A 21,433-nucleotide genomic window follows, 5' to 3' on the forward strand; every position below is an offset into this window, starting at 1 on the left:
AAGGCTAAAAGGCTAAAAGGCCACTGACCCAGCCACTTCCCGGAGGTCACGATGCTCAGTCTGTTTCGCCATAAAAGGCAGAAGCCCCCTCCGCCACCGACCGTAAGCGTCGCCGAAGGTTACCTGCCCATCGAGTCGGCCCACAGTTTGTTAGCTGCGGAACACCGCCGTCAGTTGCTCGATCGGATTTGGCAGTACACCGCCCTCTCACACGCACAGTTCAGCCAGCTCTATTTAAATCCGATCCATCGCTACGCCGAACAGGTCCAGCAACTCCCGGCCAGCGAGATGCACCACCATGCGTATCTCGGCGGCATGCTCGACCATGGTCTGGAACTGGTCGTCTGTAGTCTGAAACTACGTCAGTCTTATCTGCTGCCCACCGGCGCGGCGCCCGAAGACCAAGCTGCTCAAACCGACGCCTGGTCGGCCGGTATTGCCTACGGTGCCCTGTTGCATGACATCGGCAAGATCGCCGCGGACCTGCTGATCGAACGCCAGGATGGCCGTCTTTGGCACCCCTGGCAGGGCCCGCTGGATCAGCCTTACCGTTTTCGCTACCTCAAAGGTCGGGATTATCACTTGCATGGTGCCGCTGCAGGTCTGCTCTACACCCAGATTCTCGACAGGTCTATCCTGGACTGGCTTAGTGGATTTCCGTCGCTGTGGGCCAGCCTGCTGTATGTCCTGGCGGGTCAGTACGAACGTGCCGGCGTGCTGGGAGAGTTAGTCATTCAAGCCGACCGCGTCTCCACCGCGCAGAACATCGGTGGCAACCCGAGCAAGGCGCTGCAAGCGCCGATTCATTCGCTGCAACATCATTTGATCAGCGGACTGCGTCATCTGGTTCAATACGAACTGAAACTCAACCAGCCAGGTGCCGCGGGATGGCTGACCCAGGACGCACTCTGGCTCGTCAGCAAGACCGTCACGGACAAGCTGCGAGCGTATCTGCTGTCGCAATCGATTGAGGGCATTCCCTCATCCAACATTGCGGTGTTCGACGAACTGCAATCGCATGGATTGGTCGAGTCCACCCCGGAAGGCAAAGCCATCTGGACCGCGCTTGTCGCGCAGGGAAACTGGCAGCAGAGCTTTACCTTTCTGCGCCTTAAACCGGCGTTGATCTGGGGGAACGAAGACCGGCCTGAGGCTTTCAGCGGAACGGTGAGCGTTGCGTTCGATGACAATCAGCCCAACGGTCCGGTATCACCACCAGCCCCCAAGGCTGTCAATTCAAAGTCAACTCACAACCCATCGCAGCCAGATCCCACGACGACGGAGGATGCCGACTACCTCGGCACGCTGCTGGATATGTTCGAGTTGGAAGAGCCAGAGGCCATTGGTGTACCGTCAGAAAGCGCTCTCGAAACTTCAACCCTCCCTTCGGATAACCCTGGCCAGGTATTTCTGAATTGGGTCAAGGAAGGCATCCTGAGCCACAAGCTGGTCATCAATGACAGCAAGGCCAAAATCCACACGTTGAGTGGCAGCGTATTTCTGGTCACGCCTGGTCTCTTCCAACGCTTCGCGCAAGAGTTTCCTGGTATCTCACAGGGAGCGGATCAAGAGATTGAAGAATGGCGTTGGGTGCAAAAGCAGTTCGAGAAGCTGAAGGTTCACAGGAAGCGAGACAATGGTCTGAATATCTGGACATGCCAAGTGCAAGGCCCTAGGAAGAAAACAACCTTGAAGGGCTACTTGGTTGAGGATCCCAAGCTATTTTTTGAATTGATGCCACTCGATAATCCGTTTCTTAAAATCGAAAAAGATTGAATTTCACTGGCAACCCATTGGTGAGGGATCGAAACGCAGAGTTGACTCTTGAGTTCGGGCTCCCTGCTTTACCGCTCTATTATCCCTCCCGAGGCGCTCCCCTTCTTTTAGTCAACGGCAACCCTGTGACGAATGCAGTCCTTCACAATAGGCCGTAATCGGCAAAAAGCGGACATTGTGTTGGCGCCGACGCCGAATTGACCTACGTTCCGACGCAAGACTGACCCAACTCCAATCGGCAGAAATCCAGCACAGGAAATGGTTCGCGAGGAATCAGACTGGGTCAGTGGCATCTCGGTAACTGGGTCAATTCAGCGTCGGCGCCAACACCCAAGGCGGGAAAACGCAAGACACCGACCAATGTGCACACGGCACATCCATCAGGCTGACTGCCTTGTTACTGTGCTTGGCAGGATGCTGCCGCCGCAGCATCCTGTAGGGTGGCAGTCCCGTAGAGCCCCCTCAGACCAATTGGCCGTTGACCAGGGTGCGGTCGAAATTCAGCCGCTCCATGATCGGTGCGTCCGAGAAACTGAACAGGTCGAATTGGCTTTCAGCATGCAGCGACCAACTGATCCAGGATGGAATGACAAACAGGTCGCCTTTTTCCAGGGTACGGCTGACGCCGTCCAGTACTACCTGCCCCCGGCCCTCGAACACCTGGAAAACACGCGAGCCCACTTCCCGACGCTCGGCCGACACTGCGCCGGCACGCAAGCGATGAAACTCGGCACGGAGGGTGGACATGATGTCGCCTCCGGTGGTCGGGTTGACGAAGCGCACGGCGGCATGGCCTTTCTCCAGGACACCGGGATAGCCTTCCTCTTCGAGTCGCAACTGCTCACCGAGGGCGCGATCGGTGTGCTCCCAACGATAGGCGCCGATGGGCGAGCTGACGGTGTTCACAAGACCAGACAGCGGACGCAGACCCGGATGGCACCACAGGCGTTCGCCACGCGAATAGTGCGGCGTGGTGAGATCGGTCAGTTTTTCCGAACCGAACTCAAAGAATCCAACATCGTTCTGATAGGAGAACGGGATATCAAGACCGTCGATCCAGGCCATCGGGTGGTCGGTCACGTTCTGGTGACCGTGAAAGTTCCAGCCTGGGGTCAGCAACAGGTCGCCGCGGCTCATGCGCACGGGGTCGCCGTTGACCACGGTCCAGACGCCCTCACCTTCGATCACGAAGCGGAAGGCATTTTGTGCGTGGCGATGTTCGGGTGCTGTTTCACGTGGGCCCAGGTACTGGATAGCGCACCATAGGGTCGGGCTGATGTAGGGGCGACCTTCGAGGCCCGGGTTGCCGAGGCCAATGGCCCGGCGTTCGCCACCACGACCGACCGGTACCAAGTCGCCGGAACGCTGGGCCAATGGGTAAAGGTCGGACCATTTCCAGACATGCGCGACGGCGCGCGGCATGGGATGTTTGGGCATCAGGTTACCAATCTGCGTCCACAGCGGCATCATGTGCCCGGCTTCGAAGTCGGCATACAGCTGACGCAGTTCGGGTGTGTCGTCCGGCGTCATGGCGTTGTGTACGGGGGCCTGTTCAAGTCCATTATGGTTGGACATGGCGACTTATCCTTTTTTTCAATGAAGTGGCGATGCGCGGTGCGGGTTCAAGGCAGGTGATCCGCGCTGGCGTCAAGGGAAGCAATGACCGCGTCAGTGCTTCATGCAGTTGTCGAGGCTCCAGCCATACAGCCACTGCATGGCGTCGTAGAACTGCTCTTGCGTACGACCGTCCCACAGTTGATTGCGCACTTGACGCTCGACACCTTTGGCGTGATAGAGGCGCCCCATCTCGCGGGCCGACCAGAGAATCCTGGCCGTGCGCGGGATGCGGATGGTTTCGTACAAGAGGAAGGCTGCCGCCAGGTCAAAATTGCACTGTTTGATGGCTTGCCCCAGTACCACGGCGTCTTCCAGTGCGCTGCACGCACCCTGAGCCAGGTATTGAGTCATTGGGTGAGCAGCATCGCCGAGGATGGTGACGCGGCCTTCGCCCCATTTTTCCACCGGATCGCGGTCTGCCGTGGCCCATCGACGCCATGAGGTCGGGCGATCAAGCATCTGGCGTGGACGCGGGTGGATACCCTCGAAGTACTGCAGGACTTCCTCCTTGCTGCCTTCGGTAACGCCCCACTCTTCCTGTTGATTGCTGTGGAAGGTGACCACCAGATTGTATTGCTTGCCACCACGCAGCGGGTAATGCACCAGGTGGCAACGCGGGCCTGCCCAGAGCATCGGCGCGTTGACACGCAAGTCCTCGGGCATGTCTTTTTCATCCACGACTGCGCGATACACCACATGCCCGGTCACGCGCGGCGGCTCGCCATGCAAGGCATCGCGCACCACGGAACGAACGCCGTCGCAGCCGATCACCGCATCGGCGCGGTAGGCGTTGCCATTTTGGTCGGTCAGGGTTACGCCATCGGCGTCCTGCTCAAGGTTTTTAATGCAGACCGAGGTTTTGAACTGAATCAGCGGATTGTTTTGTACCGCCTCAAGGATCGACAGATGAATGTCGGCACGGTGGATCACGCCATACGGGTTACCGAAGCGCTCGCGGAAAGCGTCGCCGACCTCGATGCGAGCCACTTCGTGGGCATCGACTGCATCCATCATGATCAGATGATCGGTGAACACCGAGCGACTGCGGGCTGCCGCTCCCGCTCCAAGAGCGTCGAGCGCTGCATAGGCATTCGGGCCAAGCTGGATGCCGGCGCCGATCTCGCCAATATGATCAGCCTGCTCAAGTAGCAGTACCGCGATACCTTGCTGGGTCAACGCCTGAGCGGCAGCGAGGCCACCGATGCCGCCGCCAACGACGATAATCGACTGTTTTTTGTTTTGTGCAGTCATGATTCGAGTCTCCAATATGTTGCAGTGCAGGCTTCTTGAATGGGCAGCGAAGCCTGCGGATAAGTCATGCAATGAAATCGGGTTGCCGCGCAGGTGCAGCTGCCTGAAAGGCTGGCAGTTCCAGGCAATGGCGATACACGGCCATGATCCGCGGGTAGCTGGAAAGATCGCAGCCCATGCGCTCGGCATTGGCCACTTGCGCTATCAGGCAGCATTCGGCCAGGCCAGGTTCCTCACCCACGCAGTAGTTGCCGCTGCCATGGCGTTGCAGCAGCGCTTCAACGGCACTCAGGCCTTCGGCGACCCAGTGTTTGTACCAGGCTGTTTTTTGCTCGGCAGTGACCACCAATATCTTTTGCAGGTAATTGAGCACACGCACGTTGTTCAGAGGGTGGATATCGCAGCCAATCAGGTTGGCGATTTCCAACACGCGGGCACGCTGCAGGGCATCGACCGGGATCAGGCGCGGGCCTGCGTACTGGCTGTCGAGGTAGTCGATGATGGCCAGGGATTGGGTCAACAGGGTGCCATCTGCATCAAGCACCGGCACGCCGCCAATCGGGCTGAGCTCGCGGTGAGCGGGACTGTACTGCTGGCCCTCCCGCAAGTTGATGCCCTGGTAATCGTAGGGCAGCCCCTTCAATGCGAGCGCGATACGCACTCGGTAGGAGGTGGAGCTATTGAAGAAACTGTAGAGCTTCATGTTGGCAAATTCCTATCGTGTATCAATGAACGGCGATTGACGGCTGCGCTAAAGAACGGCTGTAGCGCAAGCCCATCACGAAAATCGCGGCGCTGGCCAGCAAGGCCGGCAACATCAGGACCGTAAAGATGCCGTTGAAGCCCATGCCCATGCTCAGCATCCAGCCACCACCCAAAGTACCGAGGACCGAGCCGATGCGGCCGACACCATGGGCCCAACTGACCCCGGTGGAACGCATGGTGGTCGGGTAGAAACTCGCTGCCAGGGCGTTGGCCCCGACTTGCGAACCGCTGATGCAAAAGCCCATGCCGAACACCCCGATCGTCAACAGGATGAATTGATCATGGAACAGACCAATGAGCATCAGGCAGAAAGCGCCGGCGATGTAGGCACAGACCAGCACCCGGAACGGATTGAATCGGTCCATCGCTGCGCCCAAGAGAATTGCCCCTAAGGTGCCACCGACTTGAAACATGGCGCTGACCCGCGCCGCCTGGCTAAGTGACAGGCCGGTGTCCTTGATCAGGATTGGCAACCAACTGGTCATCATGTAGATGATCAGCAGACTCATGAAAAATGAAGTCCACAGCAGCAGGGTTCCTGCGCGATGGCTACCGCTGAGAATCTGGCGGATCGGCGATTGACGGGGGTTGGACTCACCGATGCCGTCGTGAATGTCGTAACTGAGATGACTGGGCAGCGATTGCCCCGAGATGCGTTGCAAAATGGCGCTGATCTGCTTTGCAGGCACCGAGCGCTGCACCAGGAATCGCACTGACTCAGGCAAGAACACGTAGAGAATCGGCAGGAACAAGAGAGGCAATACACCGCCCAAAAACAGCACGCTTCGCCAACCGTAAACCGGCACCATCTGGGCGGCTATAACGCCCCCGAGCGCGGATCCCAGCGTGAAGCCGCAGAACATGGTGGTGACCATCAACGAGCGACGGCGTTGGGGGCAGTATTCAGACGTCAGGGTGATCGCTTGGGGCATGGCGCCACCCAAGCCAAGTCCGGTCAGGAAACGCAAGATGGTCAGGCTGAAGACATCTTGTGATGCACAGGCGGCAAGGCTCCAACCGCCGAAGAATAAAACGGAAATCAGCAAGATGGTTTTGCGACCGAAACGGTCAGCCAGCGGGCCGGCGATGAAAGCACCGAGCATCAGGCCCAGCAATGAAGCGCCAAGTACCGGATTGAGTTGCGCAGGCGTCAAACCCCACTCGTCGCGCAAGGTGGGGGCTATGAAACCGACCGCGGCAGTGTCCAGGCCATCAATGGCCGTGATCAAAAAACACAAACCCAGGATCATCCATTGGTAGCGACTGACCGGTCTGCTGTCGATGAAGTCTTGTACATCCACACTGTTATTTTTATCCGTGGAAGACATGAGCAAATCCTCCGGGCCTGCACGTAATGCGGACCACGTATGGGCAATTCGAGTCGGGGCCGACGGCGTGGAGCCGACCCCGGAACGTATTAAACGATGTCGACCTGGATCTCGCCCAAGCCTTCTATACCGCCGGTCATGCGCTCGCCGACCACCACCGGACCTACACCTTCAGGTGTACCGGTCATGATCAAGTCGCCAGGCTGCAGTTCGAAGAAGCGCGAGAGGTAGCTGACGGTTTCCGGGACAGACCAGATCAGCTTGTCGATATCGCTGCGCTGCTTGTCCGTGCCATTGACCTGCAGCCACAGGCCGGCCTTGCTCGGGTGGCCAATCTGGCTGGCAGGGTGCAATGGACCGATCGGTGCCGAGGCATCGAACGCCTTGCCGATTTCCCAGGGGCGGCCCATTTCGCGCATTTTCATCTGCAGGTCCCGGCGGGTCATGTCCAGGCCCACGGCGTAGCCATAGACGTAGTCGTTGGCCTGTTCCAACGCAATATCGCGGCCAGCCTTGCCAATGGCCACGACGAGCTCGATTTCGTAGTGGTAGTTGCTGGTTTCGGCCGGATAAGGCAGTTCCAGGGGCTGGTAATAGGCCACCGAAATCACGGCATCGGCGGGCTTGCAAAAGAAAAATGGCGGTTCACGGTCTGGATCGAAGCCCATTTCACGGGCGTGAGCGGCGTAGTTGCGGCCCACGCAATAAACGCGGCGTACCGGAAATTTTTGCTCACTGCCCGCGACCGCCAGGGTCACGGGGGCTTGTGGCTCGAATACGTAGCTCATGGGAGGGCTCCAGATAAAGGTGGCTCATGCTGACCACGACAAGCAGGTTGCGCTGACATGCAGCTATCACCGGCGTTGGCCCATTAAAAACCGGCAAGCCTTACGCGAATAATGATATTTTACGATGAACTCATACTTATTTTCGTATAGGAGCACCATGACCTGGACCACCCGTTTGCGTCTGCGGCACCTGCAACTGCTGATCAGCCTGGCCGAAACCGGCAGCGTCAGCGACGCCGCCCGGACCGCCAATACCACCCAGCCCGGCCTGTCGAAATGGCTCAAGGACCTGGAGGAAGATGCCGGTGCCACGCTGTTCGAGCGCCACGCCCGGGGGTTGCGCCCAACGGCTCAGGGCGAGCTGCTGATCAACCACGTGCGCCGCATCCTTAGTGAAATGGAACGAGCGCAGGACAATATGGATGCGCTCAAGGAAGGCAACGCGCCGAACATCGCCGTCGGCACTTCACCCGCATCGGCACCCAGCCTGATACCCGATGCCATCGCTCTTTTCCTGGCCATGCACCCTCGGGCACATGTTTCTCTGCAAGAGAGCACCATGAATGTATTGCTCGAACGGCTGGAGCTTGGCCAACTGGACCTGGTGGTCGGACGCCTCGACAGCTATCAGCCCCGGCAGACGCTGAACAGCCAGATGCTGTTTCGCGAGCCCATGCAGGTCATCGCCCGCCCCGGCCATCCGTTGACGTTGAAATCGCGTCTGAGCTGGGACGATCTCTATGGATTCGACTGGATTCTCTGGCCGGAAGGGACGCCCATACGCCAGCGGCTGGACTCAGCCTTGACTAACGCGGGGCTCAAGCCTTTGCCCAGTCGGGTCGAGTCGTCATCGCTGATGGCCAATCTGTGGTTGCTGCAAACCAGCGATATGCTGTCGATCGCCTCTGGCCGGGTCGCAGAACACTTCACCCATCGCGGACTGGTCAAGGCCCTGGACTTTGAAATGGATGCTGAAGGCTGCATCGGCGTCTGTTGGCGCGATGAGCCCTACATCGACAATGCCGTTCTGGATTTTCGCGAATGCTTGCTTAAGGCCTCTGGATAAGAGGTCCAACTACTAGGCTGACAGCCTTAGTGGGTGGCAAGCGTTCGTGGGTGTCGGTCAGATGATGATCCCGATTTCAACGATGCGAGTCAGATCGATCGACGGATCACTGTTGGACTGCACCGCTTAGAAACTGTCGAAAAATCAGCCTTTGGTCGAAAAACGCTGAGCCATCCAGGGTATGGGCCAAAGTATAGGCTGGGATTTTTTTCAGAAACACAAAAACGAAAAAGCCCTGAATAATAAGGGCTTTAACGTATAGGTATGGCGGAGAGTGCTGCATCAACGGGTGCAACTTCGCCGCGCTGGTCGAGACGGCGCACATCATTCCGTACAGGGAAGACCAGTCGGATGATGTGAGCAACGGATTACTGCTGCGGGTAGACCTACATCGGTTGGCCATTCAAGTGAGGCGCATACCGGGCTGCAGCCGCTCCGTTTCGGATGGTAAATACGCACCTTTAGTTAACGATACCAAAGCCGCTTGGTATCTCACCGAACTGACAGGCACGCCCAATCTGAATCTGAGCCATGATGATCTGGATCACTCACGTGCTCTTGTCATTTGCAATACCGTGACTTGATACCCCCGCCATACCCAAGCGCGATTGATCACGGGAGCAGGCCGCCACCTCCATCACCACCACAAAGGGTAGAAAAAACCGCATTCACTGAATAGAGTCTTGCATCCATATCAGATCAGAAGGTGTTAGAGCCGAATGAGCACTTCATCAGCAATACTGGACGAGCTTGTTGAGTCCTTGAAGACGCAAGCTTCATTGCTGATCGCTGCATCAGAAATGGAAGCCATAAGGCCAAATGATCTTCGCGACGAGTTTGCTCGTCGACAGCTGAGGCGCTCAGCGGAGCTGGTGAGCGGAGCAGCGGCATTAGGGGCAGTGGCAAATTCCGCCTCCTTGGGAGTCTTAAGCCGCAGCTTACTCGAGCAACTGATAATGCTTTTGTGGGGCATTCGATCTATTGACAATGCGAAGTCCCAAAGCGACGCGGGTACTGCTGAATTGGCGAAAGCACTAAAGATGAACTTAAAAGCAGGCACCGCCAAGGTCTTTGACCGGCGCACTGGCGAGGAAGTAACAGCCAGATATCTCGAGAGGGAGCAGGCAAAGGGGAGTCCGCGACGTAAGAGTGTTGAGGAGCAAGCCAAAGAGGCAGGCGTTTTGGACCTGTATACCGTTTTCTATAGATTTTTATCGCTTGAGACCCATGGCCACAACGAAAGCCCCAAAGAAAAATCAGAAATCGTAGCTCTGTGCGTCACCCACCTTCAAGGGATTGGTGGCATCAGTCGCGCCATCGGTCAGGCAGGTGTTTGGTGGCTGATGCATCGTCACTGGCCAGACAACGAGTCACTACGTGAAGTGTTGGGCCTAAATGCAAAGGCTTAGAAACAAAGCTCGACGACACACTGCCCTTTCTTGGACAAATACTCTCCATCCAATCCCAAAACGCAATAACACTGAAAGCCACCCCGCACCATCTTGGTATTCTGACAGGAATCGCCATTCGAGATCGCTCGCAAACCCGTTCGAGTGGGGGCAAAAATGGGGGCATAACTGATTTTTTTTGACCTAAAACTACCGTCCTAGAGCCTAGTCACAATGTTCTTTGGAGAGCAAGAGTTTGACTGTAAATAACAGACTCTAGACTCGCAGCGCTTTGTACGCGGAGCAAGAGCCATAGCTGGACTTACAGAGACAATCGGCAGTACCGGCGGCAGGTCTGGATGTTGGCGCATTCAACCCAAGCGCGTCATTTTTCCTTCGAAGTTGAGATGTCTTGCCAAATGGTGTTCTCCTGCGCAATAAAAAATCCGACTCAAGGGCAGCGTATCGCGATCATTAGCCCGTAGAAATCGGATGTTGACCGTCATTTTTCGAGTGTCTTCCGATGCCTCATATGGCGCGAGAACCCTGCCCTCCAGCGGCAACTCGAAAAACAACGAACTCCCATCAGAAGCACTCAAGTGTAGCGGTAACATCCATCGTCACCGCTCGAAGTTAACGCCTCAGTTTGAGCCCAGGACACTACACACGATCCGCTTGGTCACGTCGAAATTATCCGAAGTGAGGGCATCAAATGGCGAACGATCTTTTTGTTGCCAATCGAGTGACATTCTCGCCGGCCAGATTCGCAAACTCATGAGGCGTGACATGCTCCTGAAGATTCGCCGTAAGGTACAGGCTCCACCAGTTCATGATCAACCGACGCTCCTCAATGAACTCTGCCTTGTGAATGTAGGCAGCTCGAACGCTGTTGCGCTCTCTATGACTCATTTGCCTTTCGATGGCCGTCTCAGACCACAGACCTGACTCGACCAGTGCGCTACAGGCCATTGAGCGGAATCCGTGACCACAAATCTCTGTCTTCGTGTCGTACCCCATGGTGCGCAACGCTTTGTTCACGGTGTTTTCTGACATCGGCTTCCAGGTTCTAGCATCCCCGGCAAATACCAGGTCGAATGTGCCAGTGAGGGTGTGGATCTGTTCAAGCACGGCCACAACTTGCGGCGATAAAGGTACAAGATGAACATCGCCCGCCATTTTCGTACCCCGCGTTGAATGGCGTACGTCCTCCAGCTCCGGCCGAGTGTCCGGGATCTCCCATACGCCACGCTTGAGGTCGAACTCACACCAGCGAGCGAAACGTAATTCACTCGATCGAACAAACACGTGCAGCGACAGCATGAGTGTTAGCCGGGTCAGCTCTCGGCCCTTGTAGGCATTGATTCGTGCCAGCAATTCAGGCAGGCGTGACAGGGGCAATGCAGGCCGATGGGAGACTCGCGGCGCTTTGATCAAGCCCTGAAGATCGTACGCAGGGTTTATCGGAATAAGACGAAGGCGTTTTGCCTCACGCATAATACTTTGCAGGTATCTTTGTACCCTTAAGGCGACGTCAATCGTTCCTCGTTTTCTAATCGCCTCCAAAGGTTGCATCAGATCATAAGTATCGAGATCAGCAATCGCGCGAGCACCGATAAACGGGAAAACATAGTTATTCAGACGGTTCAACACATTCTTGGAATGGTCGAGTGTCCATCTGGCAGACATGTTCTTGTGCCAGTCCAACGCAACGCTTTCTAAGGTACGGCCGTGGACAGCATCTTCCGTTTTGGCTTTACGCTTGTTCTCGACGGGATCAATGCCGTCTGCGAGCATCCGCTTCGCATCTAAACGCTTCTGACGCGCATCGGCAAGGCCAATCACAGGATAGCTGCCGAGGGAGGTCAACCCCTCCCGGCCGTCAGGCTTTACGTACCTGAGACGCCAGCCTTTACGGCCATTGGGTTGGATTAGGAGATAGAGACCGTCGCCGTCGAAAAGCTTGTAGGGACGGTCTGTTGGCTTGGCTAAACGGCAAGCAGCGTCGGTAAGCGGAGCAGTTGTGCGCGACATAAGGGTACTATCCTTAATCGAACCAAAGACTACCCCTAACTTTACCCTCTAAATGACTGGATACCAGAAGAATGGACAAGAATCCGACGGAATGCTAAAACGAAAAAATCCGCCAGAAGGCAGGTTTTTCAAGGCTTCCAAGGAACTCAAAAGCGCTCAGTGGAATGCAAGATGGTGCCCGAAGCCGGAATCGAACCGGCACGCCCTTACGAGCGGGGGATTTTAAGTCCCATGCGTCTACCAGTTTCGCCATTCGGGCGGTAGCGCGGTGAAGCTGTCTGGCTTGTGCAACAGAGGACGAAATATATACATCCCGCCCCGGTGAAGCAAGTTCGCAGATACCCTTTTCAAGACAAAATCTTGCAAGGCTGCGCAAATAAAAAAGCTCCGTAAATCATAGATCTACGGAGCTTGTTTATAGTGGAGGCCGAGGTCGGAATCGAACCGGCGTAGGTGGATTTGCAATCCACTGCATAACCATTTTGCTACTCGGCCTCAAACATTTGCTGTCATGTAGCGCAACATCAAATGTGTACAAACTTGGAGCGGGAAACGAGACTATGTTTCACGCTCTATCCCCTTGAAAACATTGAACTTTTTCAGTCGTCAGTGCTTTCGATGGCGTGAATTATGTACTCATTTCTTGAGGCTGGCAACCCCTTGATTTCAAAAAAAATTCTGCCGCTGGTTTTTCTTTGCCTAGTGGGCCTAGCTCCCGTCCTGGGGCCACGTGCAACGCCACTCCGCCTAACCAGATTGGAAAATCCCATGTCTGGTACTCAACCGCGGCGCATTTATCTCGCCCACGTTTTTTGTTAATGACGAACAAGCGGCAGCGCACATCTTGATCGCGCGCGCCCTAAAGAACCGTTTAAAGAAATTTCGATTGGCATCCTCGACGATGTAGCCAAGAACTGGATAAGGCATGCAATCCTGCTATGCAGGCTTCAGCGCAATCCCGTGGATTTCCACATCGACTTTAGCTCTCAAGCAAGGGAGTGCCAGCATTTGAAAAAAATTCAAAGTGCTTCAGGGCTGATGGACGGTCGCGCTCCAGACTTGTCGATTGACGAGATTGCCCAGCTGCTGGAGGGCGAGCTCATCCGGCTAAAATTCACCCGCGTGATTATTGACTCGCTGTCGGGCTTCGAATTGGCGGTGGCCCCGACCTTTAGCAAAGACTTCCGTGAGTCGCTGTCGCGCATGGTCACCGCGTTAACCTATTCAGGGGTCAGAGTATTGATGACCTCCGAGCTGGGGGCCGATACACCGACCTGCGTTTGAGCTCTTACGGCACGGCTTTTCTGACCGATGCGATCATCGTCCAGCGTAATAGTGAAGCCGAACGCCGGTTGCTACGCATCATGGCGGTGGTCAAGTTCCGACACAGTGCGCGTTCTAATGAGTTACGTTAGTACTCTATCTACGATAACGGCCTGCACATTGGCGAAATTTCCTCGGAACGATCAGGACTGCTCAGTGGTCGGCCGACAAAACAGCGTTCAGGAGCGGTATTCTCGGGAGACGAAAATGTTTGAGCGCCACTCATGAGTAACGCGGATGACAAAAACGAGCGTGAGACAGCCAATGCCGCTCACGAACTTTTTCTGCTTGGCCGAAAAACGGTCGCGGCACGTGCGGTGCTCGCGGCGTTGCATAAGGAACTCAGCGACGCTAACAGCCAGCTCGTCGATAGCGTGCAAGTCGAGCAACTCATTGAGGCCAATCAGCAGTTGGTGTTGGCAATTTTATCGGCGCAATCGGATGTTGAGGATCAGAAAAACGCTCAGGCAGAACAGCATCTGTACTTGGAGATGCGTGAAGCCAACGAGCAATTGGTGATAGCAGCGCTTAGCGCTCAAGACTTACAGGTTGCAGCTGAACAGGCACTGGAACAGCAACGCAGCGTCCTCTCTTTGGTGGCCCATGAACTGCGAAATCCTCTAACGCCGATTAGCATGATTGCTGGCCGGCTGGTAAGGGTCCCTCGCGAAGAATTGCCCCGCATGCAGCTATTGATTGAAGGCCAAGTGCAGCAGATGTCCCGATTGGTGGAAGATTTGCTCGACATTGCTCGCGCTACCACCGGGAAATTTCGCCTCAACTGCCAGGTTGTCGATATAGCTGCGATTATTAGGGGGGCAATAGAAATCTGTACTCCGGTCATGGACGCTCACGGCTTAGATTTCAGCTCAGAACTCTTAGAATCTCCTTTAGCGGTAAACGGAGATCCTATACGGCTGACGCAAATTCTCGGCAACCTACTGGGCAATGCGGCCAAGTACACGCCAAAGGGCGGCTCGGTCGTGCTTGATGTGTCCACTGAAGGCGATTCGGTGCGAATTTGTATAAGGGATACCGGCATTGGTATCACCGCCAAAGCGCTGCCTTTCATCTTTGAGCCGTTTGTTCAGGATGTTCACGCGGTGGGTTTCAATGGCGCTGGCTTAGGCATTGGTCTGACGGTGGTGCGAGAGTTGGTTGAAGCCCATGGCGGCACAGTGACCGGTGCGAGTACCGGGGAAGGTAAGGGAAGCGAATTCGTGGTGACACTGCCCCTGGCAAATCATTAATAGACAATCTACAGGTCGTATGCCGAGTCTTGAGAGAGCAGTCGATTTACTGCGGCTCCTGCAACATTGGGCCAAATGCCTAGCGTTTAGCCAACATCGTTACTCACGCCAAGAATGGCGCACAAGCGGCCGTTCAGGGCACAGTAGTCATTTAAATTGGCCACGCTGGTTTACCGACCCGGCATGATGTGAACAGCCCCGTCTAGTGCTGTTTTTTTAGACTACGTTCGGGACTCGGAAGGAATGAGGACGACCAGATCAGTGTCACCTACGTCGACACCACATTGTGAAAGCAAAGTAGTCACCTGGCCTCGGTGATGAGTCTGGTGGTTGAAGAAATGCATGACCAAGCCATAAAAGTTCTTGTCAGCGGTGGCTCCTTTCATGCTTGTGTAATTGAGGGTGTAATCTAAATCCGACTCTGTAATGGAGTGAGACCACTCGACAATTACCTGATCGAGCCAAACGCGATGTGCCGAAAGTTCTCGGATATTTGAGAGCAGTAATTGGTCGAGGCTTTGGGGGACAGGGAAATGTCGAATCGGCTCCAGAGCCAAGTGATTCGCGGGGTGCTTGGCAAATCGCTTTAGCCAGATAGTGTCCCCGCTCACCAGGTGGTTCAACGTCCCGAGAATAGAACCAAAGAATGCTTTCCTATCCACTGACAGCTCTTCATCTGTCAGACTTCTGGCCGCCTCATAAACCTTTGCGTTCATCCAGTCGTTATAGATCGCCATCAGGCAGATATGGTTGGTGCGGCCCATCGTGTTCATCCTTGAGAGAATACTTGAAAAGCGATCCACGCTGATCTGGGGGGCATTCTAGAGCAGGGCTTTTTGAATCGCCCCTGATCTCGACACGTGACCGGCTAATTTGTCTGGCGCCACTTCGTCGAGCAGCCGGCGCCGTTTGTCATCTTGAATTTGGCTCCCAGCTTGCAGCGCCGGCAACCACGGTCAGATATGTATTAGCAGCTTCAGTAAACCTTCTACATCAGCTAACGCAGGTGCATGGGCTCCAGCATGGCGGCACGATATGGATGCGCAAGCTGCTGAAAATCGCAGGCGCTCTCTCAAGTCGGCGATACCCAGCAACTCTGCAGCCAACCAACCAGCCATACAAGCGTCTCCTGCTCCAACCGTGTCTTCCACTTTCACGGCAATAGCTGGCTGCTCGAGTTGGCTGTCCGGGGTGTGGAGAACCATCCCGTGTTCCCCTCGGGTAAAAAGGATCTGTGCCTGAGGATTAAGAGCGCGAAGTTCATCCATTGCCTGGTGCTCGGTCAGCCCTGGATAAATGTGCCGAAGATCTTCGTCGGAAAGCTTAATCATGTCAGCAAGAGTAGTCATCGTAGGGAAGGTCTGCTCCCGATAATGGCTAACCATTAAATTGCGCCAGTTCGGATCATAGCTAATCCGTTTACCGACTCCTTTAGCCTCCTGAGCAATTTTAACCAGCCTGTCTGCGAGTGGTTGTCGAGCCAAACTGATGCAGCTGAAATGACACAGCTCTGCTTGGTCGATCCATCCTTCGGGCATCTGATCCGGATCAAAAAAAAGATCAGCATCTCCAGCAAAAAAGTATCTTGGAGGACGGCTCGATGGAACGATGGCGACCAAAGGATCTCGATCTACCCGTTGGATAAAATTCATATCCAGCCCTGCGGCTTTCGACTGCGAGACTATCTCGTCGCCCATTGAATCCATGCTCACCGCCCCAGCAAAAGCGCTGCTAACACCCAAGCGACTTAGCGCTCGCGCAACGTTCCAAGGAGCACCGCCTGGATAGCCCTTCCACTGTCCAGGACTGTCTTGGACAAGGTCGGTCAGGGCTTCGCCAAATACTACTGCGCGCGGCAATACCATCGTCATTTCCTCAATTTTTGTCGTAGGGATAACTGCTGGCTGATCAGCGTTGACCGGCAATCGATTACTCAATGCACTTGGTGAAAAGCAGCGATCGATGAGCTGAAGGCGTGTTGGCCGACGCGTTCAAACATTAAAACCAGGTTTCCATTTGTATACCGTATTGCCATACACCTCCGGCGTTGAAGTCCGTCTTGCCGAAGGAGTCTGAGGTACTGTATTTGTCCAGATCCGAAGACCAGTTCATGAAGCTTGCGAACACACGCAGTTCAGGACGTGTGAGAAGGTCTCCAACATCAGGTTTGAATGTAGGGGCGATCGTGAATTTCCAGAAGTTACCGTCGACCGCATTACGTTGCAGATAGCCCTTCGGGTCGAGGTTCATGGTTTGCCAGCTCATTTCGTAGGCCATCTCGAAATTGCTGTTGATTGCATTGGCCAAACGCATGTTCAGGGTCATCCAGCGGTAATTGTCACCCTTGACGTATCTATCCTTACTTTGTTCGGCCAACAAGCTGGGGCCGATGCGCCAACCAGGCGCAATGGGTGTCTCGCCGTAAAGTGCCAGACGCAGAGCGCGGGCATCGTCAATCAGCTCACCATCCGAGCCGACGTTCTTGACCTCTGCCCCCAGACCTTGCCCGTAGAGCAGCGCCGTTTTGATGAAGCCTTCCCGGCCGAAGAAATTTTTCTGGTGATTGGCCAACATGCTGTGCAAGCCGGAATCCGCAGGCGTCAGCCCTGCTTCATTGCTGCGAGTGCCAATGTCGTTTTTCTTTGAGCCAATGGCGTTGAACATCCACTGCCACTGACCACTGTCGAAGAACTGGTTTGAGGTCAGGATGTAGCTTTCCACATCGGCATTGATACCGCCCTCACTGAAATCCCCGTAGTTACGCCCGATCAAAGAGTAATTCGAGCGCCAGTTCTTGTTCATCTGCACATCGTAGATACCACCTCCGGTGCCGGCCAGATAGACGACGTCGGAGTCCAGCCAATGGATATCGAAGTTATCTCTGTCGAATCGTTTGCCTGCCCACAAGGTGGAGTTCTCGAACACTGAGTTGCCCTTGAAGGCGGCGAGATGATCGAGCTCTGTAAATACCTGACGCACGTTCAGATTGCTTTCGTCGGCCGTCCAGTCATTGGAGCTTTCCACTCCATCGGCGATGGAAACCGTGAATTTGGAACGGGTGCCGTTCTGCGCATAGAGTTCTTTCGACAGGTCGATGCGCATGTAGGTGTCGTCTTCGTTACCGAGTCGCCCGACGGCCCCCCCGACTGAACCGGCCGGGGTTGTATAAGGGCCTCCACGACCACCACCCAGCCCATCGTTGATCAGCAATCCGGAGCGGGCGTAGCCCTTGAAGCTGAACCCGTCAGTGAGGTGTGCGGTACTGCTTTCTTTCTCCATGCTTTGCTGACGGGCTTCGAGTTTTGCCAGCCGGGTGTCCAAAGTGGGCGCCGCAATGGTTGTCGCAGTGGACGCAACAGGCTGCGAGGCGGGAGTGGCGAGTTTGATCTGCTGCAATTCCCTGGCGAGTGCCTGGGTTTGCTGTTCGGCTGCGGCTGCGCGCTTTTCCGCTGCGCTGGCACGGGCTTCAAACGCGGCCATGCGTTCTTCCAGAGTCGCGGCCTGAGAGGTCGCCGCCGAGGTGCCGAGCACACCTGCGAGTAGCCAGCTTGATGCTTTCTGCATGTGGATTCCCTGTTTTGTTTTTATTGTTTAGTTCCCGCGACCGACCTTTTTTTCGTGAGTTGTGAATTGTCGCAATCGACGAAAAAAAGGATGCCTCATCGCAAATACGCTGCTACATTTGGCGATGTTAACGTTAACTTTTCTAAAAACAAAAATAAAGGGTGCTCAATGAAACATCTGAAATCTCTCTTTCCAGCAGCACTAATCACTCTCTGCGCCGGACTTCCATCCGTCTCGAGCGCAGCCGATTTGACGATTTCGTGTGGTGCAGTGGGTGCGGAATTACAACTGTGCAAGGAGGCTGTCGAGGCGTGGTCAAAACAGACCGGCAACAACGTCGAGGTGGTTTCCACGCCTAACTCGGCGACCGAGAGGTTATCGTTCTACCAACAGATCCTCAGTGCTCAGTCCAGTGACATCGACATCATTCAAATCGATATGGTGTGGCCGGGGATGCTGGCCAGACATTTGATGGATCTGCGCGAGGTGCTTCCCGCCAACCCGACCCAAGGCTACTTCCAGGCACAGGTGGATAACGCCACGGTGAATGGACGGCTGGTAACGATGCCGTGGTTCACCGACTCGGGCCTGCTGTATTACCGCAAGGACTTGCTCGAGAAGTACAACAAGCAGGTTCCCCAGACCTGGGAGGAAATGACTGCTACCGCCAGGGATGTTCAACAGGCCGAGCGCACTGCCGGGAACCCCAATGCATGGGGTTACATCTTTCAGGGACGCGCCTACGAGGGCCTGACGTGTAATGCGCTGGAGTGGATCAGCAGCCAACCGGAGGGCGGGCTGGTCAATTCACGGGGAGACATCGTGGTCAACACTCAGGCCTCAAGAACTGCTTTGGCCTTGGCTAAAAGCTGGGTAGGACACATCTCCCCGCGTGGCGTACTCAATTACACCGAGGAAGAAGGACGTGGCGTATTCCAGTCGGGAAATGCGTTGTTCATGCGTAACTGGCCTTATGTCTGGGCCCTGGTACAAAGCCAGGACAGTGCCGTAAAAGATAAGGTCGGGGTCGCTCCCCTGCCCCGAGGCGGCATGTCCGGCACCCATGCCTCCACCCTCGGTGGCTGGGGCCTGGCGGTATCGCGTTACAGCGCCCACCCAAAACTTGCCGCAGAACTGGTGACCTACCTGACCAGTGCCCAGCAGCAAAAACATCGAGCTCTGGTAGGCGGCTATAACCCGGTTGTCGAGTCGCTTTATCAAGATCCCGAGTTGCTCGCGGCCATGCCTTATTACAGTCAGCTCCACAGCATTCTCAACGAAGGGGTCATGCGCCCCGCCTCAATAACTGCCGATCGCTATCCACGGGTCTCCAATGCGTTCTTCGATCGAGTGCATGGCGTGCTGGCGGGCGAGTTGCCTGTCGATCAGGCGCTGGCCGAACTGGAAAGCGAACTCACGCGCATCAAACGCCGGAACTGGTAAGCCACAAGGAAGGAAATCACCATGTCTGTCTCTATTACCCATGCCCCCTGCGACGAGCTCCTGCTCACCAGGGAAACGCCTGTACAGCGTCGCCGAGTCCGCGCCGCCTGGCTGTTTCTGACACCGATGTTGCTGTGTCTGGCCCTGGTGGCCGCCTGGCCGCTACTGCGGACATTCTGGTTCAGCCTCACTGACGCCACCCTGGCGGACACCCGTGGTGGATCCTTCGTAGGCTTGAGCAATTATCTGTTCCACAACGGTTCCAACTGGTCGGGCGTCCTTGTCGATCCACAATGGTGGAACGCTGTGCGCAACACGTTGCATTTCACCGTGGTGTCGGTGGGACTGGAAGTCGTCCTGGGGCTATTGGTGGCGTTGCTGTTGAACATCAAGTTCACCGGCCGTTCTCTGGTGCGTGCGTTGATTCTGATTCCGTGGGCGATTCCTACCATTGTCTCAGCGAAGATCTGGTCATGGATGCTCAACGACCAGTTCGGCATCATCAATCACATGATGCTTAGCGTCGGCCTGATTGATGCCCCCCTGGCCTGGACGGCAGATGCGGATTTGTCGATGTGGGCGGTCATCATCGTCGACGTCTGGAAGACTGTACCTTTTGTCACGCTACTGATGCTGGCGGCCTTGCAGATGTTGCCGAACGATTGTTACGAAGCCGCCAGGGTCGATGGCATTCATCCGCTGAAAGTGTTCTGGCGCGTCACGCTTCCACTGTTGATGCCTGCATTGTTGGTAGCGGCGATCTTCCGCATCCTCGATTCCCTGCGGGTATTCGACGTCATCTATGTGCTGACCTCGAATTCTTCGAGCACCATGAGCATGTCGGTCTATGCCCGCCAACACCTGGTGGAGTTCCAGGATGTTGGCTATGGCAGCGCGGCCTCGACTCTGCTGTTTTTGGTCGTTGCGGTAATCGCCATGCTTTATCTCTACCTCGGGCGCCGTCAAATGGAGGTTCGGTCATGAGCCAGCGCCTACTGAAAAAAGCGCTGTTGCGCCTCGGGTTCTGGTGTCTGATCGGGGTTTTGCTGCTGTATGCGGTCTTCCCTTTCTACTACGCCATCGTGACTTCGCTTAAGCCGTCCAGGGCCTTGTTCGAAGTGAGCTACTGGATCGAAAACCCCGACTTATCCAATTACGCGGCGGTACTCCACCAAGCCTCATTCCTGCGGGCTATCGGTAACTCGCTGGTGGTTGCGCTGAGCGTGGTGACGCTAGCGCTGTTCCTCAGTGTGACCGCCGCCTATGCCTTGGGAAGGGTGAAGTTCCGTGGGCGTGGCACGGTCTTGATGATGGTTCTCGGCGTGTCGATGTTTCCCCAGGTCGCTGTACTGTCGGGGCTGTTCGAAGTGATCCGCGCCCTGGGTCTGTACAACACGTCTTGGGCGTTGATCCTGAGCTACACGATTTTCACCCTGCCCTTCACCGTCTGGGTGCTGACCACGTTCATGGGCCAACTGCCACATGAACTGGAAGAAGCGGCAATCATGGATGGCGCGTCCCCATGGGTCACGCTTACCCGGGTGCTGTTGCCACTGCTATGGCCCGCCCTGGTCACCACTGGCCTGTTGGCCTTTATCGCAGCGTGGAACGAGTTCCTGTTTGCCTTGACCTTCACCCTCACAGACACGCAACGCACGGTACCGGTCGCCATCGCCTTGATTTCCGGCGGTAGTCCCCATGAGCTGCCTTGGGGGCTGTTGATGGCCGCCTCGGTGCTGGTCACCGTTCCACTGGTGATTCTGGTGCTGATCTTCCAGCGCCGAATCGTTTCCGGTCTCACTACCGGCGCGTTAAAGGGTTGATGCCCAACACGTACAAGGAA

At 55.7% G+C, this 21,433-nt stretch carries 18 protein-coding genes and 2 tRNA genes; 9 read left to right on the forward strand and 11 right to left on the reverse strand.

Annotated features, from left to right (window positions below; translation table 11 throughout):
• The first annotated feature begins 51 nt into the window (after nt 1-51).
• Complete coding sequence (gene mobH, locus ACA070_RS17550; RefSeq protein WP_497447650.1) at nt 52-1,776, forward strand: MobH family relaxase; 1,725 nt, start codon at nt 52-54, stop codon at nt 1,774-1,776.
• A 462-nt stretch (nt 1,777-2,238) separates the two neighbouring features.
• Here the strand turns inward: mobH and ACA070_RS17555 are convergent, their stop codons facing one another.
• The 5 genes from ACA070_RS17555 to ACA070_RS17575 all read right to left on the reverse strand — a co-directional run bounded on the left by ACA070_RS17555 (nt 2,239) and on the right by ACA070_RS17575 (nt 7,525).
• Nucleotides 2,239-3,351 (reverse strand): cupin domain-containing protein, encoded by a 1,113-nt coding sequence (locus ACA070_RS17555; RefSeq protein WP_126585708.1) that lies wholly within the window; start codon nt 3,349-3,351, stop codon nt 2,239-2,241.
• 93 nt (nt 3,352-3,444) lie between these two features.
• Nucleotides 3,445-4,644, reverse strand: a complete 1,200-nt coding sequence (locus ACA070_RS17560) for a 3-hydroxybenzoate 6-monooxygenase (RefSeq protein ID WP_497447651.1) — start codon at nt 4,642-4,644, stop codon at nt 3,445-3,447.
• A gap of 64 nt (nt 4,645-4,708) precedes the next feature.
• Nucleotides 4,709-5,347 carry a maleylacetoacetate isomerase gene (gene maiA, locus ACA070_RS17565; RefSeq protein ID WP_497447652.1) on the reverse strand — a complete coding sequence of 213 codons (639 nt, stop codon included), beginning with the start codon at nt 5,345-5,347 and terminating at the stop codon, nt 4,709-4,711.
• 22 nt (nt 5,348-5,369) lie between these two features.
• Nucleotides 5,370-6,737, reverse strand: coding sequence for an MFS transporter (locus tag ACA070_RS17570; RefSeq protein WP_497447653.1), 1,368 nt, complete (start codon nt 6,735-6,737; stop codon nt 5,370-5,372).
• Between the two features lie 89 nt (nt 6,738-6,826).
• Nucleotides 6,827-7,525 carry a fumarylacetoacetate hydrolase family protein gene (locus ACA070_RS17575; protein WP_497447654.1) on the reverse strand — a complete coding sequence of 233 codons (699 nt, stop codon included), beginning with the start codon at nt 7,523-7,525 and terminating at the stop codon, nt 6,827-6,829.
• A 157-nt stretch (nt 7,526-7,682) separates the two neighbouring features.
• On the opposite strand from ACA070_RS17575, the gene ACA070_RS17580 reads away from it, so the two are divergent.
• The 3 genes from ACA070_RS17580 (at nt 7,683) to ACA070_RS17590 (ending at nt 10,000) form a co-directional block, all read left to right on the forward strand.
• Complete coding sequence (locus ACA070_RS17580) at nt 7,683-8,591, forward strand: LysR substrate-binding domain-containing protein (protein ID WP_497447655.1); 909 nt, start codon at nt 7,683-7,685, stop codon at nt 8,589-8,591.
• Between the two features lie 326 nt (nt 8,592-8,917).
• Nucleotides 8,918-9,175, forward strand: coding sequence for a hypothetical protein (locus ACA070_RS17585; RefSeq protein ID WP_497451971.1), 258 nt, complete (start codon nt 8,918-8,920; stop codon nt 9,173-9,175).
• A 135-nt stretch (nt 9,176-9,310) separates the two neighbouring features.
• The gene (locus ACA070_RS17590) at nt 9,311-10,000 is read left to right on the forward strand and encodes a DUF5677 domain-containing protein (RefSeq protein WP_497447656.1); all 690 of its coding nucleotides are present in this window, start codon (nt 9,311-9,313) and stop codon (nt 9,998-10,000) included.
• Between the two features lie 687 nt (nt 10,001-10,687).
• Here ACA070_RS17590 and ACA070_RS17595 read toward each other — a convergent pair.
• The 3 genes from ACA070_RS17595 to ACA070_RS17605 form a co-directional block, all read right to left on the reverse strand.
• On the reverse strand, nt 10,688-12,010 hold the full coding sequence (locus ACA070_RS17595; RefSeq protein WP_497447657.1) for a tyrosine-type recombinase/integrase: 1,323 nt from the start codon (nt 12,008-12,010) through the stop codon (nt 10,688-10,690).
• A 172-nt stretch (nt 12,011-12,182) separates the two neighbouring features.
• Nucleotides 12,183-12,269 (reverse strand) — tRNA-Leu (locus ACA070_RS17600).
• A gap of 162 nt (nt 12,270-12,431) precedes the next feature.
• Nucleotides 12,432-12,505: transfer RNA gene (locus tag ACA070_RS17605), tRNA-Cys, on the reverse strand.
• Between the two features lie 513 nt (nt 12,506-13,018).
• Here ACA070_RS17605 and ACA070_RS17610 point away from each other — a divergent pair.
• Together ACA070_RS17610 and ACA070_RS17615 are read left to right on the forward strand one after the other, a co-directional pair.
• Entirely contained in the window at nt 13,019-13,294 is a 276-nt protein-coding gene (locus ACA070_RS17610) for a hypothetical protein (RefSeq protein ID WP_497447658.1), read from the forward strand.
• Nucleotides 13,295-13,557: 263 nt separating this feature from the next.
• Complete coding sequence (locus tag ACA070_RS17615) at nt 13,558-14,583, forward strand: sensor histidine kinase (RefSeq protein WP_497447659.1); 1,026 nt, start codon at nt 13,558-13,560, stop codon at nt 14,581-14,583.
• A 221-nt stretch (nt 14,584-14,804) separates the two neighbouring features.
• On the opposite strand, the gene ACA070_RS17620 is transcribed toward ACA070_RS17615, so the two are convergent.
• From ACA070_RS17620 to ACA070_RS17630, 3 genes are all read right to left on the reverse strand, one after another.
• Nucleotides 14,805-15,347, reverse strand: coding sequence for a DinB family protein (locus tag ACA070_RS17620; protein ID WP_497447660.1), 543 nt, complete (start codon nt 15,345-15,347; stop codon nt 14,805-14,807).
• A 192-nt stretch (nt 15,348-15,539) separates the two neighbouring features.
• On the reverse strand, nt 15,540-16,448 hold the full coding sequence (locus ACA070_RS17625) for a carbohydrate kinase family protein (RefSeq protein WP_497451972.1): 909 nt from the start codon (nt 16,446-16,448) through the stop codon (nt 15,540-15,542).
• A gap of 133 nt (nt 16,449-16,581) precedes the next feature.
• Entirely contained in the window at nt 16,582-18,147 is a 1,566-nt protein-coding gene (locus ACA070_RS17630) for a carbohydrate porin (RefSeq protein ID WP_497447661.1), read from the reverse strand.
• A gap of 168 nt (nt 18,148-18,315) precedes the next feature.
• Here ACA070_RS17630 and ACA070_RS17635 point away from each other — a divergent pair, with 168 nt between their 5' ends.
• From ACA070_RS17635 to ACA070_RS17645, 3 genes are read left to right on the forward strand one after another with little or no spacing between them, the layout of a single operon-like run.
• Complete coding sequence (locus ACA070_RS17635; protein WP_497447662.1) at nt 18,316-19,590, forward strand: ABC transporter substrate-binding protein; 1,275 nt, start codon at nt 18,316-18,318, stop codon at nt 19,588-19,590.
• 21 nt (nt 19,591-19,611) lie between these two features.
• Nucleotides 19,612-20,574 (forward strand): carbohydrate ABC transporter permease, encoded by a 963-nt coding sequence (locus ACA070_RS17640; protein WP_497447663.1) that lies wholly within the window; start codon nt 19,612-19,614, stop codon nt 20,572-20,574.
• On the forward strand, nt 20,571-21,413 hold the full coding sequence (locus ACA070_RS17645; protein WP_497447664.1) for a carbohydrate ABC transporter permease: 843 nt from the start codon (nt 20,571-20,573) through the stop codon (nt 21,411-21,413). The genes ACA070_RS17640 and ACA070_RS17645 overlap by 4 nt, the downstream gene beginning before the upstream one ends.
• Nucleotides 21,414-21,433 lie beyond the last annotated feature (20 nt).

This window comes from Pseudomonas sp. LBUM1678 (genome assembly GCF_059695575.1).

Bases quoted from the DNA above. Each gene is read 5' to 3' on its own strand.
- ACA070_RS17620 (WP_497447660.1), bottom strand. From the start codon at position 15,347: ATGGGCCGCACCAACCATATCTGCCTGATGGCGATCTATAACGACTGG.
- ACA070_RS17590 (WP_497447656.1), top strand. From the start codon at position 9,311: ATGAGCACTTCATCAGCAATACTGGACGAGCTTGTTGAGTCCTTGAAG.
- ACA070_RS17575 (WP_497447654.1), bottom strand. From the start codon at position 7,525: ATGAGCTACGTATTCGAGCCACAAGCCCCCGTGACCCTGGCGGTCGCG.
- ACA070_RS17580 (WP_497447655.1), top strand. From the start codon at position 7,683: ATGACCTGGACCACCCGTTTGCGTCTGCGGCACCTGCAACTGCTGATC.
- ACA070_RS17640 (WP_497447663.1), top strand. From the start codon at position 19,612: ATGTCTGTCTCTATTACCCATGCCCCCTGCGACGAGCTCCTGCTCACC.
- ACA070_RS17595 (WP_497447657.1), bottom strand. From the start codon at position 12,010: ATGTCGCGCACAACTGCTCCGCTTACCGACGCTGCTTGCCGTTTAGCC.
- ACA070_RS17625 (WP_497451972.1), bottom strand. From the start codon at position 16,448: ATGGTATTGCCGCGCGCAGTAGTATTTGGCGAAGCCCTGACCGACCTT.
- ACA070_RS17630 (WP_497447661.1), bottom strand. From the start codon at position 18,147: ATGCAGAAAGCATCAAGCTGGCTACTCGCAGGTGTGCTCGGCACCTCG.
- ACA070_RS17555 (WP_126585708.1), bottom strand. From the start codon at position 3,351: ATGTCCAACCATAATGGACTTGAACAGGCCCCCGTACACAACGCCATG.
- ACA070_RS17560 (WP_497447651.1), bottom strand. From the start codon at position 4,644: ATGACTGCACAAAACAAAAAACAGTCGATTATCGTCGTTGGCGGCGGC.
- ACA070_RS17635 (WP_497447662.1), top strand. From the start codon at position 18,316: ATGAAACATCTGAAATCTCTCTTTCCAGCAGCACTAATCACTCTCTGC.
- ACA070_RS17645 (WP_497447664.1), top strand. From the start codon at position 20,571: ATGAGCCAGCGCCTACTGAAAAAAGCGCTGTTGCGCCTCGGGTTCTGG.
- mobH (WP_497447650.1), top strand. From the start codon at position 52: ATGCTCAGTCTGTTTCGCCATAAAAGGCAGAAGCCCCCTCCGCCACCG.
- maiA (WP_497447652.1), bottom strand. From the start codon at position 5,347: ATGAAGCTCTACAGTTTCTTCAATAGCTCCACCTCCTACCGAGTGCGT.
- ACA070_RS17615 (WP_497447659.1), top strand. From the start codon at position 13,558: ATGAGTAACGCGGATGACAAAAACGAGCGTGAGACAGCCAATGCCGCT.
- ACA070_RS17570 (WP_497447653.1), bottom strand. From the start codon at position 6,737: ATGTCTTCCACGGATAAAAATAACAGTGTGGATGTACAAGACTTCATC.